This window comes from Edaphobacter modestus (genome assembly GCF_004217555.1).
GTDB classification, from domain to species: Bacteria; Acidobacteriota; Terriglobia; order Terriglobales; family Acidobacteriaceae; genus Edaphobacter; species Edaphobacter modestus.
Genome location: NZ_SHKW01000001.1, coordinates 307,961 through 321,679, shown reverse-complemented (window position 1 = coordinate 321,679; position 13,719 = coordinate 307,961). Strand labels below are relative to the sequence as shown.

General features: G+C 53.3%; 10 protein-coding genes. All 10 read left to right on the top strand.

Annotated features, from left to right (window positions below):
- The first annotated feature begins 2 nt into the window (after positions 1-2).
- The 10 genes from BDD14_RS01365 to BDD14_RS01320 all read left to right on the top strand — a co-directional run bounded on the left by BDD14_RS01365 (position 3) and on the right by BDD14_RS01320 (position 13,718).
- On the top strand, positions 3-2,342 hold the full coding sequence (locus BDD14_RS01365; RefSeq protein WP_130417252.1) for a GumC family protein: 2,340 nt from the start codon (positions 3-5) through the stop codon (positions 2,340-2,342).
- Positions 2,339-3,946 (top strand): lipopolysaccharide biosynthesis protein, encoded by a 1,608-nt coding sequence (locus BDD14_RS01360; protein ID WP_130417251.1) that lies wholly within the window; start codon positions 2,339-2,341, stop codon positions 3,944-3,946. Before BDD14_RS01365 ends, BDD14_RS01360 begins: the two co-directional genes overlap by 4 nt.
- Positions 3,943-5,127, top strand: a complete 1,185-nt coding sequence (locus BDD14_RS01355; RefSeq protein ID WP_165419865.1) for a glycosyltransferase family 4 protein — start codon at positions 3,943-3,945, stop codon at positions 5,125-5,127. The genes BDD14_RS01360 and BDD14_RS01355 overlap by 4 nt, the downstream gene beginning before the upstream one ends.
- A gap of 13 nt (positions 5,128-5,140) precedes the next feature.
- The gene (locus BDD14_RS01350) at positions 5,141-6,511 is read left to right on the top strand and encodes a glycosyltransferase family 4 protein (protein ID WP_130417249.1); all 1,371 of its coding nucleotides are present in this window, start codon (positions 5,141-5,143) and stop codon (positions 6,509-6,511) included.
- Entirely contained in the window at positions 6,504-7,850 is a 1,347-nt protein-coding gene (locus tag BDD14_RS01345) for a hypothetical protein (protein WP_130417248.1), read from the top strand. Before BDD14_RS01350 ends, BDD14_RS01345 begins: the two co-directional genes overlap by 8 nt.
- The gene (locus tag BDD14_RS01340) at positions 7,843-9,018 is read left to right on the top strand and encodes a glycosyltransferase family 4 protein (protein WP_130417247.1); all 1,176 of its coding nucleotides are present in this window, start codon (positions 7,843-7,845) and stop codon (positions 9,016-9,018) included. Before BDD14_RS01345 ends, BDD14_RS01340 begins: the two co-directional genes overlap by 8 nt.
- 114 nt (positions 9,019-9,132) lie before the next feature.
- Positions 9,133-10,362, top strand: coding sequence for a glycosyltransferase (locus BDD14_RS01335; protein WP_242618211.1), 1,230 nt, complete (start codon positions 9,133-9,135; stop codon positions 10,360-10,362).
- A gap of 10 nt (positions 10,363-10,372) precedes the next feature.
- Positions 10,373-10,963 carry a WcaF family extracellular polysaccharide biosynthesis acetyltransferase gene (locus tag BDD14_RS01330; RefSeq protein WP_130417245.1) on the top strand — a complete coding sequence of 197 codons (591 nt, stop codon included), beginning with the start codon at positions 10,373-10,375 and terminating at the stop codon, positions 10,961-10,963.
- Positions 10,960-12,234 (top strand): glycosyltransferase family 4 protein, encoded by a 1,275-nt coding sequence (locus tag BDD14_RS01325; RefSeq protein ID WP_130417244.1) that lies wholly within the window; start codon positions 10,960-10,962, stop codon positions 12,232-12,234. Before BDD14_RS01330 ends, BDD14_RS01325 begins: the two co-directional genes overlap by 4 nt.
- Positions 12,231-13,718, top strand: a complete 1,488-nt coding sequence (locus tag BDD14_RS01320) for an MraY family glycosyltransferase (protein ID WP_130417243.1) — start codon at positions 12,231-12,233, stop codon at positions 13,716-13,718. Before BDD14_RS01325 ends, BDD14_RS01320 begins: the two co-directional genes overlap by 4 nt.
- The last annotated feature ends 1 nt before the right edge of the window (position 13,719 follow it).

The following is a 13,719-nucleotide window of genomic DNA, read 5'->3' as shown; positions in this document are numbered from 1 at the left end:
ATATGGGAAACACTTTCAACACTAACGGTATTGATCGCCGGCCAGTTGGCATCGTTGCCCGTGATGAGAGTGGCGAAACGTTTCCGAAGTCATGGACCGCGAACGATCGAGTTGAGCAGAGAACCAGCTTATTCGCAGAGTATCTTCGAATACTATCCCGTCATCGTTGGATGATCTTTGCTTCTGCGATCGCGGGAATTCTGCTCAGCTTTCTGTTGTCCTTCGCCTCTCTTCCCTACTACCGTGCACGAACATCGCTCGATATTCAAAGCTTGAACAGCGACTTCATGAATATGCGTGCAGTCGCTCCTACTGGAGAAGGAAATGGCTCGTCCGCCGAGACCAATGTGCAAACTCAGATCAAGCTGCTTCAGAGCGACACTTTACTTCAACGTACGAAGGCGAGACTTGCGGCCGAGCCACACTCCGCGACGACGCCGCGACTCGATCTGGCCTCGCGGCTGATCGGTATGCTCCATCTTCCGATTTCCGTGGGAAAGCCTATTTCAAGTGACGATCTTATTGAAGATACGGCAAAGCACGTTACGGTCAAGCCCCTTGGGATCACACGGCTGGTCGAGATCACCTGTGATTCATGGAATGCGGAGTTTGCCGCGCGATTCTGCAACACTCTGACTACGCAGTTCAAAGAGGCAGATCTCGAGACTCGAAGCAGCGAGTCTGAAAAGACCAGCCGGTGGCTTGCACAACAGGCAGCCGATATCAAACTACTGGCTGAGGAATCCCAGCATAAGTTGGAGGCGGCAACGGGTGGAAACGGTCTTGTGCTTAGCCAGGAGAGCACGACGGTCGGCGAGGACAAGCTTCGCGAACTCCAAGCGGAACTGGTGAGGGCCCAGGCCGATCGCATACAAAAAGAATCGCAGTCCGAAATTGCGGCTGTGGCCCTTTCGACTACTTTGCCTAGCGTTATGGATAGCCCTGAATATCGGAGATACCAGGAAAAGCTTGCCGATCTTAAAGGTAAGGTGGCGCAACTAGTCCCTCCGCTGACTGAAGAGAATCCCAAGGTTATTCACCTTCGTTCGGAGATCCGTGAGGTCGAAGCTGGTATGGAAGCGGCGCGCAATGCCAACTCGAATCGCTTGAAGAATGAGCTAGAGACGGCACGGCATCGCGAAATGCTTCTTATGACGGCCTATCACATGCAAGAAGCCAACGTATCTTCCGATCTCGGCAAAGCGGCTCAGGTGTCGTTACTACGGCGGGAAGTCGAATCGGAACAGCAACTCTACCAGACGCTTCTTCAGCGAGCGAAAGAAGCGGGCTTCGCGTCCGCGATGCAGGCATCCACCGTTCGCCTTGTGGATGCGGCCCACAAGCCCAAAATGCCGTTCTCGCCCCGAAGGGGAACTTCCACGATGGCAGGCCTATTGTTGGGGTCACTTTTTGGAATAGGCTTTGCGTTCTATAAGGACCGTAACTCGGATATTCTTCGAGTTCCCGGCGAAGTGGAGCGATACCTCAACCTCAATGAACTCGGAGTCATTCCTTCCAGCAGATACGAGGACAAGGCGTTTCCGGCAAGTAGGAGTGATTCCATAATCACTCTTCAAAGTGGGTCTTCGACAATAGTCCGCAACGCAGACGTTCTGGATATGGCTGGATGGAGTAGCCACTTCTCTGTGGTAGCTGAGGCTTATCGCAGCACGACTTTCTCAATTCTGCTGACAGGTAATTCGTCGAATCGCGCGCGGGTCTATGTAGTCACAAGCCCTAATGCGGGCGACGGCAAAACCACTGTCACTTCGAATCTAGGTGTAGCGCTCAGCAAATCGAACTTGCGTGTGGTTATCCTCGATGGTGACCTGCGTAAGCCAGGAATGCACAACGCTCTCCACGTGCCGAATGATGTCGGCCTAAGGAATCTGCTCCGTGGAGAGATCGATCTGGCGCGGGCGACGATTGGAACATTCTGCAAGGCCACAAGGATACCCAATCTCTCGGTGATCCCTTCGGGATCAGGATCAGAGGAAGTCGTCCAGTTGCTGCACTCACCTCGTCTCGCTGAGTTGATCGATCGGCTTCATCGCGAGTTTGACGTCGTCCTGATAGATACGCCGCCTATGTTGCACATGGCCGATGCAAGAATCTTCGCCTGCTATTCCCAGGGCGCGATTCTTGTAATTCGCTCAGGGTCGACTTCGCGCGAACAAGCGACGAAGGCACGTGATTTTTTCGACAAAGATCGCGTCCGGCTCATCGGGACAATCCTCAATGCCTTCGATCCGGGTAGAGAACGTCTTTCTAAATACTACGACTCTTACTACCGTTACAAGCAAGAAGCGGAGACTTTCCAAAAGGCGGCTACGGGCTCATGAGTTTGACCTATATTCCGGACGCCGCGACGGCGGACACATTGCAGCCGATCTCTTCTCCAGTTGAGGAGATCCCGATTCACGTTACGAAACGCCTGTTAGGCGGTACGTCCGCGTTAGGGATCAGCATCTTCATCGAAAGAGGAGCAGGATTTCTCGCCAACCTGTTGGCGGCACGGCTTGGGGGCGCCTCTACTTTTGGTGGCTACTCCCTGGCCATCACCACCGCGAGCAACATTTCCACTTATGCAGCGGGTGGAATTGGATCGACTGCGGCACGCTTTTCAGGCAAATATCCTCAGGGCAGCCGCGACTATTCAACCCTCGCTAGGGCGCTTGCGATTGTATCGCTCATCTCAGCAACGATTGCCGCAGTTAGCCTTTGGTTCGGCGCTGCGCCGATTGCGCATCTTCTCCAGAAGGAGAGTCTTACAGGCCTGTTGCGGTGGGCGGCGCTCTCTGCTGCAGGCATCGTTCTGCTTGAATGCGCACGCGGTTTCTTTGTTGGACAGCATCATCTGAGAGCTCTCGTGCTTCTTTCGACTCTGGTCGGCATCGGAATGGTCTCGTTTGTTCCGATTGCAGCTAAGATGCATAGTCCGATCCGAATGATTGTCTCGCAGGGTTCGGTAACGATCGCTGCGGTAGCTATCTGCATACTCTTTGCCCGTCCTCTGGGCCTCTACGCTCTCGGCACTAATTACGTTGCGGAGCTAGGACCGATGCTGCGACAGGTGTGGTCGTTCGGCTTCATTCAGTTGGCAGGATTGATTGGATTGAACCTCGCCGGATGGTGGCTCACCACGCTTGTGGCGCGGGCGGACACAACGCTCGTGCAGATGAGCTTTCTCGCAATCGCCAATCAGTTGCGCAATATCGTTGCACTAGCTCCGAGTCTTTTGACCGAGTCCAGCTATGCCGTTATGGCGGATCCAGAGAGCGAAAACTCCAACACACCTCAACACGTTATGGCGCTCTGCACCTTCGGCGCCATGTTTGCTTCTCTGCTACTGGCGTCGGTGGGCATGGTGGCAATACCATGGGCTCTTCGTATTCTCTACGGTCACACTTACGACATGGCAGCGGTCGCCACCTGTATCGCGCTTGCCGTCGCTGTGATTCACATGGGAAACGCCCCAGCCGCCGCTCGACTCTCAATCGTTTCTATTCGCTCTACTGGTGTGATCAATACGCTTTGGGCAATCATCGTCGCGATTGGAGGAACTGTTTTCTTGCTTCATCACGGTAGCGCATGGAAGGCCATGACCATTTACCTCGTGGGGCATATCTTGTCATCCGCGATGGTGCTCGGCGTTCTCTACCGCAAGGACTTTCTCCCACGAGGCATGGTACAGACATTCCTGCTGGGTACCGTTGCCAGTGCGACCCTGGCCGCTCTTGCTTTCTTACGTGCCAGTCAAGAGCGCTCTGCGCCGATGCTCACCGCAATCATGGCACTTATCTCTGTAGCAGCACTCTCTTTTCTTTTTTTTATGGGAAAGAGACATCGCTGGCTTCCGAGTACCGAGGTGATAAAGCGCGCTGCAAGCAAAGCTTTTTCGAGATTGCAAAGTCTTGGACGCACATGCGGCGGGAGGGCCTCGTGATAACTGCTAGGACCATCTCTCCTCCCGTTGTGCTGGAGCAATCCGTAAACTCAGTCAATGTTCTTTCGTATGTTCACATGCGCAATATCTACGGATCGACAGGAGCTGGCAGAGTTGCGCGTCAGCTTACCGAACACCTGGCCCAACGCAGTGATGTAAACCTGCATATACTTGCCGATGCTGCCGATCGTGCTCGTATCGTTCCCCTCGTCGAAGGAGCATGGAGAGCTTACCCCTACCATACATTTACGGCCGACACCTCACGACAACAGGCACGCTGGTTCGCTCTTAATAGCCCCCGAGCCGAAACATTTTGGAGCGACGCGCAGATTGTTCACTGCACAGCTGAATCTTATGTGCCGGTTTCGAAGGCGCGACTTGTTGTTACAGTTCACGACGCCGCTTATTTTGAAGATACAGCTCATTTTGCTGATTCGGCTTTTTACAAACAAAGACTGAAGTGGAAGCTGTTGTTCGGCAAGCTGTCTCGAAACGTAGACATTTTCCACACGGTCTCGCATTTTTCTGCCGACCGCTTGAGCCATTTCTTTCCTTCGATCGCATCACGGCTTCGTGTGGTTCATAACGCTGTGACGCCGCATTTCTTTGAAGCCGTCCCTACCGAGGGCATGCAGTATGTGCAGGAGCAGAAGCTTCTAGGCCAGCCTTTTGTCCTGATCCCGGGCGGACTTCACTTCCGTAAGAATGCGGAGCTGATTCTTGTTGCATGCCCGCTCCTCATGGAACGCCATCCGAATCTGAAGATTGTAGTCGTCAATCATTCAAACGCTGCCTACCTTGAGCGTGCCCGCTCGTTTGAACCGAATCTCAAAATGCTGGGCTTCGTATCAGATGAAGCCTTGCATGCATTGTATTCGACCGCAACGGTGGTGTGGTTTCCCTCGCGATACGAGGGGTTTGGACTTCCCGTAATCGAAGCCATGGCCTGTGGCGCCACCGTTGTGGCCAGCCGCGCTTCGTCATTGACAGAGATCGCAGGCGATGCCGCCCTGCTGATCGAGGACGACACTGCGCCAATGCATGTCGCGGCAATCGAAGACATGCTCGGCGACCCGCTTGCGAGACAGCAGTTCGCTGCAGCAGGCAGAAAACGAGCCGCACGATTTACCTGGAGTTCCTCCGCAGCACAGTTGAAGCAGCATTTCGATTCCCTGTTGTAAGCGATATGTAGCCATGACGACGACACTTCCAACTCGCGAGACTCAATCGGCCGCCGCCACACTCGACGTGCAGCCTCCAACACCTCACGAAGTTTCCGGAACCAGGTCGGCAAAGGTCGTGCTGGTGCACAGTGGCGCACGCGATGCTTATCAGGTCTCACTCGCCCTTTTCGAAAGAGGCATGCTGGAGTCGTTTGTTACGGATCTTTTCTGGCCCAGCGATAAACGACGAGCCGCGAGTTTTAGCAGGCGGCTGCCTGCGAAGCTGCAGTCCCTGCTGCGACAGCGCAGCGAGCCTAGGGTGCCATCTTCGTCTGTAAGTCCTTGCGGATTTGTAGGCCTGGCTACGCTTCTGCTTGAGAAACTTCCGGGAGCCCCGATAATGTTTCGGCGCAGTATGATGCGCTATGCGGATGCAATCCTGGGTCGTCATGCAGGCAGATTGGCGAGACGCTCGAAGACAAATCTTCTCAGCTACAGTTACTACGCTTACGATGCCTTTCGCGAGTATGGCAGGGCGGGTATGCTCTTTCAGCTTCATCCACACCCCGGTACGATGAGGCGCATCCTCACCGAAGAACTCGAGGCTAATCCCGACTGTGCCTCCTCGCTTCAGCAGGAGTGGGAGCTTTCGCTACCGGAGAAAGACTTCAACCACTTGGTGCTCGAGCCCACAATGGCATCGCACATTCTGGTCGCCTCTTCTTTTACCAAGACTTCTCTAATCGAGCATGGCATCTCGCCCTCGCAAATCAGCGTGGTGCCATATGGCGTGAATCTCGAGCAGTTCAGACCCTCGGAGTTCCAGCCCAAAGATCGAGCCTCCAGGCTCAATCTTCTTTTCGTGGGCCGCATCAATCAGCGCAAAGGCGTCAAGTACCTTTTGCAGGCACTTCAACTTCTTAATCGCGATGATGTGCATCTCACGATCTGTGGCAGAGTCGTCGATGATCTCAAGCTCTTCGATGCATTCTCCTCACAAGTCACTATCCGTCCGTCTGTAAGCGCAGAAGAGCTCGTCGACGCCTATCAAACTTCGGACCTCTTCGTCTTTCCATCTGTCGCCGAGGGATTCGGTCAGGTCCTGCTGGAAGCGATGGCCTGCGGTCTTCCGATTTTATCGACCACCCGCACCGCAGCGCCTGATCTCATTGAACATGGCCTTCAGGGCTTTATTGTTGAGCCGCGTCGGCCCGATCTCCTGGCCCAACATATTGCGTGGGCGATTGATCATCGCAAAGAGCTTCTATATATGGGGCGACAAGCGCGTCTTCGAGCGGAGCGCTTTACTTGGCCCCACTTTCGCAACCGCGTAGCTGATGTCGTCGCGGAGTTTCTTGCATCCGAAGCCAGCAAACAAGAAGGGAGAAACGCCGATGTTTGAGCTTCTCCTGGTCGCCGCTGTACTAGTTGTTCTTGTCGGCATCTTCTCTGCAATGGACGGAAGTCGTGACGTCTTCCATCCACTAATCCTGATTGGTCCGATGATGATCTTGCTCTATGGCTGGATTCCTTGGAGGATTTACTCGATCGGTGGCCTGGATCAATTCTTCGATCAAGAACAGCTTGTCTTCGTCCAGACACTCAATGTGCTCGGTATTCTTGCGTTCGTAGCGGGGTGCCTTGCATCGGGGATACGTCTGCGACCTGAGCCTGGGAGCCGGCGCCCTGTTCTTTCTGAGACCGCATGCCGACGTCTTTTGATTGGCGCTGCTCTGGTCGGCTCGTTGGGACTTCTATGCTGGGCGATCACGATCGTCAATGTCGGTGGTTTCGTCAATGCGTACAGTAACTCTTACGCCGGGGGCTGGGATGACAGTGGTTACGTTCGGGATGGAACCCTGCTGCTGCTGGTTGGCACCCTTCTCTCGATAACTGCACTGGCTTCAAATGGACCCCGCCTACCCTCTTTCATCATGCTGGGATTTTTTGGCATTCCCTGGGCGTCTCAGGCACTTCTGATGGCACGACGCGGACCGACCTTCGCTCTTGTGGTCATCGTTTTAATGGGTTGGTACCTGAGCCGCGAGAAACGTCCCCCGGTTCTAAGTGTCGGTTTGGGCGGCGTTTTCCTGGGTTGGTTCGTTCTCTTCCTGGTGACGAATCGCAGCAGCATCTATCTCGGATCGAGCTTCGATGTAAAGACGGATGTAGGCGCAATCGTAGATAAACCTGACTCTGGAAATGAATTTATCTATGGGTCGGGCACCATTCTAAGCGCACAGCGACGCGATCACTATTTTTGGATGCGACGCTATTTGGCTCAAATTTTAGTTCGCCCGATTCCCAGCGCAATATGGCCTACCAAATATGAAGACTTTGGCGTTCCGGAACTTCGTCAAAATGCCGGCACTGGGGAGGGCTTCGGCGATGCTCTTGGGTGGGTCGGTGCCGTTGGTTCAGCGCCCGGTATCATCGCCGATTTGTGGATAGAGGCCTGGTGGCTGTGCATTCCGCTGATGGCTTTGTTGGGTTGGGTGTATGCCTTTGCCTGGAAGAGAGCCGTAACTCGCGGAGGTCCGTGGGCCAGCCAGTACATCGTTCTCTCAGCCCTTTCCATTTACTTGGTTATGCAAACGATGGAAGCCGTAATTTTTCGCGCTCTTCTCCTTTCCATTCCGTGTTGGCTTATCTGGCGTTGGGCTCTGCAGTCGGTTCCACTTCGTCACAGGCGACCACAAATAAAGAACGCATACCCTATGGAGACCATCGAACATGCCTGACGCTCATTCGTCTCTTTCGAAAAATACCTTAGCGCGTAGCCGGGTGGTGGCTATATGGATCGATTGGTACGCCTATCACATTGCTCGCTTCAGGGGCATTCAACGGCACCCAATGTTGGGCGATGGGGTATGGGGAATTGAACTGGTTGGAGGTATCGGCGTTCATGCGGGATTGAAGTTCCGAGAGGAAGTGCCTGTGGACTTGCCCGTCGAGACGCTTATGCCCAACAGCAGCTGGCGGGAAGCTAGTAAGTTTGTCCTCGCTGCAAAGCTATGGCGCAGGCTATCGAAACTCGATCCCGATGTGGTTCTGATTCCCGGCTATTACACTTTGCCGGCGATCGCAGCTGCTCTATGGGCCAGATCTCACGGCCGTAAGAGCGTACTCATGACTGAGAGCACCGAACGCGATCATACGCGGATCTGGTGGAAGGAAATACTCAAACGCAGATTAATCAGACTTCTTTTCAACTGGGCCATCTCTGGAGGAAAGGCTCATGTGCGCTACTTGGAGCGGCTGAGCTTTCCTGCTCGTCGTATTCGCCACTTCTACGATGTCGTCGACAATCAGTACCTCAATGAAATGGTGAGTCCTCTCAAACTCTGCAGTGCAGCTCACACGGGACTTCCCGTGCAATATTTCCTCTATGTCGGCAGGCTCTCTAGCGAAAAGAACGTTGAAGGTCTGCTGGTCGAATGGATTCGATATCGCGAGCAGGGCGGCACTTGGTCTCTCGTTCTTGTCGGAGCGGGCCCTCAAGCCGATTCGCTCAAAGCAATTGCCTCCACCTCTGTTTTTGCCGAAGACATTTACTTCTCGGGCCATCGAACCTTCCGCGAGCTGCCTTTGTTCTATGCTTTCGCCGGTTGTTTCGTCCTTCCGAGTACCCGTGAACCCTGGGGATTAGTTGTAAACGAGGCCATGGCATCTGGTCTTCCGGTACTCGTGTCAAGTCATTGCGGGTGCATGGAAGATCTCGTCCATTCAGGCCGCAATGGCTTCATCTTTGATCCCTTGGAGAAGGGCGCATTGACTACTTTGCTGACAAGGATCGAATCACTCGATCCGTCTGCATTGACTCGGATGGGCGGCCGTTCGCTCGAGATCATCGGAACTTATACCCCAGAAGCTCTTGGGGCGCAGGTAGCTTCCATCGCTGCAGCATAAACAGTAAAGAACCTGGTACGACCGGGCCAGCTACTTCAGGAAAGCAGACCGTCAGGAAAGCTGCATTTTCATGTCGTTTCAGGACTGGAAGATTCTTTCTGGAAAGTGGTGATTATGTTATCGGAAAATTTGACTGTCAGGCATATCGAGTTCAATCAGGGATCTATGTCTTCCTCCTTCAATTGGATCAGCGTTCTCTCGCATCTGGATACTCGATATGGGGGGCTTAGTACTGTTGTTCCGCAACTTAGCTCGTTACTTGCAAATACAGGCTCGTTTTCCATAGGGCTCGCTGCCTTCTGCAATCCTGGCGAGGAATATACACCGCCAGGCATTTCACACCTTAACGTAAGCTATTGGCCGACAAGCCGCTCGGCCTGGCTGCGCGATTCGACCATCCGCTCACGGTTTCGCAATGAGATTAAATCGGCGGAAGGGTTACACATCCACGGGCTGTGGGAGCAAAGCACGGCTATGGCTTGCGATACTGCGCGCGCTTTGCAAATTCCCTATGTACTCTCCGCCCACGGGATGTTGGAGCCTTGGGCTCTGTCGAACCGAAAGTGGAAGAAGATTATCTATTCTGCCCTCTTCGAGAAAGCCAACGTTGAGGGCGCCGCTTGCCTCCACGCCCTCACTCGTGCCGAGGCTGAAGATTACCGCCGTTTCGGTTCCACTCGTCCCGTTGCTGTGATTCCGAATGGGGTTTTTATTCCAGAGAAAAATTCTTCGGATCTTTTTATCTCCAAATATCCTGCACTCAAGAACAAGAAGATCCTTCTTTTTCTAGGAAGGATTCACTACAAAAAAGGTCTCGACATTCTAATCGAATCCTGGGCAGAGCTATCCGCGAAGTGGCCCGAGGCCCATCTCGTTATAGCCGGTCCTGATTTCGAAGAGACCAAGTCTAAGCTCGAGGCGAGGATCAACCAGCTCAATCTCGTTCGGGATGTCACCTTCACCGGGATGCTGCGCGGCGACCTCAAATGGAGTGCTATGGCCGCTGCAGATTGCTTCGTGCTGCCTTCTTATTCAGAGGGACTCAGCGTCTCGATCCTTGAAGCAATGGGCATGGGCCTTCCCGTAATTATCAGCAATCGATGCAATCTTCCTGAAGTAAGCCAGGCCGACGCCGGGTGGGTCATCGAGCCAAGACAATCCGCACTAACTTCTGCATTAGCTGAGTGGTTAAGTAACTCAACAGAGCGCAATAAAGAGATCGGAAACGAGGGCTCTCAGCTTGTTGCACGTCGTTATAACTGGTCGATCATTACGCAACAATTTACCGAACTCTATCAGTGGGTCCAGGGCGGTCCTCAACCGCGAACCGTCGATCTGGTCTAAGGGGCAACTTATGAATACTGTGACACTTGGGAAATACAACAACGAGTGGTACAAGCCAGGACGCAGTCGCCTCCTGCAGGTGCTTTGGCACTTCATCGGCTCCCCCTTGGTTTGCTCTTATTGGCTTCCTTTCAGCTCGGCGAAGGTGAAATTGCTCCGACTCTTCGGAGCACGCATTGGCAAAAATGTAACGACAAAACCTGGTGTCTTGGTGAAGTACCCCTGGCACTTGGTTGTCGGTGACGACTGCTGGCTCGGAGAGCGTTGCTGGGTCGATAACCTGACCACGGTTCGTCTTGGAAACAATGTATGCATCTCACAGGGCGCATACCTCTGTACAGGCAATCACGATTGGAACGATCCCTGCTTCGGTCTGATGGTTTCGCCGATCCAACTAAATGATGGTTCTTGGGTTGGAGCGAACTCGCTGCTCGGTCCTGGCACCGTTCTTGGTCAGTGCGCAGTCATAAGCGCCGGGAGTGTGATCACCGGCATCATCCCCGACTATGAAATTTATGCTGGGAACCCTGCACAATTCGTCAAGAAGCGGGTGATTCGTAGCTCTGAGATTGTCGTCGCAGGCGCACAGGAGGCAACATGAAGATCCTCCTCCTAAATCAATTCTTCTGGCCGGACTCGGCAGCGACGAGTCAGTTGCTTACCGATCTCGCGACCCATCTCGAAGAGCAAGGACATGAGGTGTCCGTCATCTGTGCGGAGACAGGTGGATATTCGATCTCTTCCGACGAACTCCCGCCAGCTGCGCGTGTGTACCGAACGAAGAATCTCCCGTTCTCCCGTGGAACCCTCGGAAGATTGTTGTCCTATGCCTCCTTCTACCTTTCGGCGGCTTTTCGCGGCCTTACCCTGCACCGACAAGATCTTGTTCTTACACTCACTACGCCGCCACTGCTTTCGTTAATAGGAACAGCCATCAAGACGTTTCGTGGATCGTCCCATTACATATGGGAGATGGATGTTTATCCCGACGTCGCTGTAGATCTCGATCATTTCAAAGCTGGCGGAACGCTTGATCGTGTGATTGGAACCTTGGCAGACTTTTCACGTCATCGCGCCGACGGCATCGTCGCCCTTGGCGATTGCATGAAAAACCGTCTCATTCTGCGAGGAATCGATCGCGACACAATCCATGTTGCAGAAAATTGGGCCGACGGTGTCTCGATTAAGCCAGTAGCAAAAGTTCAAGAGTCTCAACTCAGAGTTCTTTATTCAGGAACTCTCGGCCTCGCTCATGACGTAGCGACCATCTCAGGTGCCATGCTCAACTTGAAAGACGACACTCGGTTTCGATTCGTCTTCGTTGGAGGCGGCGGAAATAGTGGAAAGATGGCAGAGTTCTGCTCCAAGAACGATATGCGTGGCGTCTCTTTCCATCCTTACGTTCAGCGAAGTAATTTGGGAAACAGCCTCTCGATAGCAGACATAGGCCTTGTTACACAACGTGAGTCTTGTTGTGGCTCCGTGGTCCCCAGCAAGGTCTACGGTCTTCTCGCCGCGGGCCGCCCAATTCTTTTCATAGGACCCGCAGCTGCGACACCTGCTCGTATTATCGAAAAATTCGGCTGCGGGTGGGCGGTCCGTTGCGGAGATACCGATTCACTCACAGACCTGCTTCTACGTCTCGCAGAAAACCCCGCCGACGTTTCTGTCGCTGGTCAGCTTGCGCGGGAGGCCTTCCTTAATCACTATGATCGTCCGCTTGGCGTCGCCAGAATTACCAAGATTCTCGGCGCTGACAGGCTGTCATCCCAACAGAATCTGTTTCCCCGGGCCCCTCGAAGTAAAGAGGACATTCAGAAGCCATCTTACATCTTCGATTCCACACCGAAGACTGCCGAGAGGAATTTATGAATGCGGTCATTCTAATTTTCGTTGTAGCGTTTGCACTATGCCTGGTTACGACTCCCATCTGCCGGGATCTGTTTCTGTACTTTAACATCGTCGACAGTCCGGACAAGGACCGGAAGTTTCATATTAAGCCGATCCCACGTATCGGTGGAATTCCCATTGTGCTTTCCTATGCGGGCGCTCTGGGGCTTCTTCTAATCTTTGCGCCTCGTAACGCTGCCATCTCGATCCAGCACCTTACATTATTTTTGTCGCTCTTACCTGCAACTGGGATCATCTTCATAACTGGATTGGTCGACGACATATTTACTTTGAAGCCAAAGCAGAAGCTCCTTGGACAATCTGTCGCCGCCGTGTTGGCCGTATCACTGGGTGCACGAATGTCAATGGATAACATTCCACACTCTAGTTTCATCACTATTCCCCTTAGTATCGTGTGGCTGATCGGATGCACCAACGCCGTTAATCTGATCGACGGACTCGACGGACTTGCGTCGGGTGTCGGACTCTTTGCAACGCTAACTACGCTTCTTGCAGCGCTCGCAACAGGCAATACTGGACTCGCTATTGCCACCGCTCCTCTATTGGGTTGTCTCCTTGCATTTCTTCGCTACAATTTTAGTCCCGCTTCGATTTTTCTCGGTGACTGCGGGAGCTTGACCATAGGCTTTATGCTGGGTTGCTTCAGTTTGGTCTGGAGCCAACACAACGGGACCATGCTCGGGATGGCCGCTCCGCTGATGGCTCTTACACTTCCTTTGCTCGATGTGGTCCTCTCTGTCGGTCGTCGCCTTTTGCGTAGCCGGCCAATCTTCAAAGGAGATCGTGGCCATATCCACCACATGGTTCTCGCGCTTGGTCACAAGCCTCATGTAGCCGCACTCATCCTTTATGGCGTCAGCGCTGTCGCTGCATTTTTCGCCCTTCTCGCTAGCTTCAGCGGGATTCGATTTCTCGGTCCCATCATCATCTCTTTCTGCATACTTATCTGGATCGGTATCAATAGGCTCGGCTATGTTGAAGTCTCTGCTGCGCGTAGAACTCTCTCTCGCAGCAACGTCTTCCGAATCCTTAAAGAAGAGATTTACCTCCAAGAACTCGAGAGTTCCATCAAAGCAGCCAAGACAGTTGAAGAAAGCTGGAAAATCGTACAGAGCGCCTGCGGCGAAATGTGTTTCGCATCCGTTCGAATGTTTATCGCTGGCGCTTCTTATGAAGCGATCTTCGAAAGTAATTCGACGAATCCGTACTGGAAGATGAACCTCGTCGTTGGGAGATCTGGTTATCTCGTTCTTACGCGAGGTGAAGAGGGGCGTCCCCATCGTCTTATGGGCTCGGTTTTATTCATCCTGCAGGATTCGCTTCGTAACAAGTCGTATGCCGCGCCAAAACCAATTGAGTCATCTTCAACAGGAACTGTTTATTTCACCGGTGGAACCCGCTACCCAACAGAGCCGGTCGCTGCACCTACGCTGACTGTTCAATGAA

Bases quoted from the DNA above. Each gene is read 5' to 3' on its own strand.
- BDD14_RS01365 (WP_130417252.1), top strand. From the start codon at position 3: ATGGGAAACACTTTCAACACTAACGGTATTGATCGCCGGCCAGTTGGC.
- BDD14_RS01360 (WP_130417251.1), top strand. From the start codon at position 2,339: ATGAGTTTGACCTATATTCCGGACGCCGCGACGGCGGACACATTGCAG.
- BDD14_RS01350 (WP_130417249.1), top strand. From the start codon at position 5,141: ATGACGACGACACTTCCAACTCGCGAGACTCAATCGGCCGCCGCCACA.
- BDD14_RS01345 (WP_130417248.1), top strand. From the start codon at position 6,504: ATGTTTGAGCTTCTCCTGGTCGCCGCTGTACTAGTTGTTCTTGTCGGC.
- BDD14_RS01340 (WP_130417247.1), top strand. From the start codon at position 7,843: ATGCCTGACGCTCATTCGTCTCTTTCGAAAAATACCTTAGCGCGTAGC.
- BDD14_RS01335 (WP_242618211.1), top strand. From the start codon at position 9,133: ATGTTATCGGAAAATTTGACTGTCAGGCATATCGAGTTCAATCAGGGA.
- BDD14_RS01330 (WP_130417245.1), top strand. From the start codon at position 10,373: ATGAATACTGTGACACTTGGGAAATACAACAACGAGTGGTACAAGCCA.
- BDD14_RS01325 (WP_130417244.1), top strand. From the start codon at position 10,960: ATGAAGATCCTCCTCCTAAATCAATTCTTCTGGCCGGACTCGGCAGCG.
- BDD14_RS01320 (WP_130417243.1), top strand. From the start codon at position 12,231: ATGAATGCGGTCATTCTAATTTTCGTTGTAGCGTTTGCACTATGCCTG.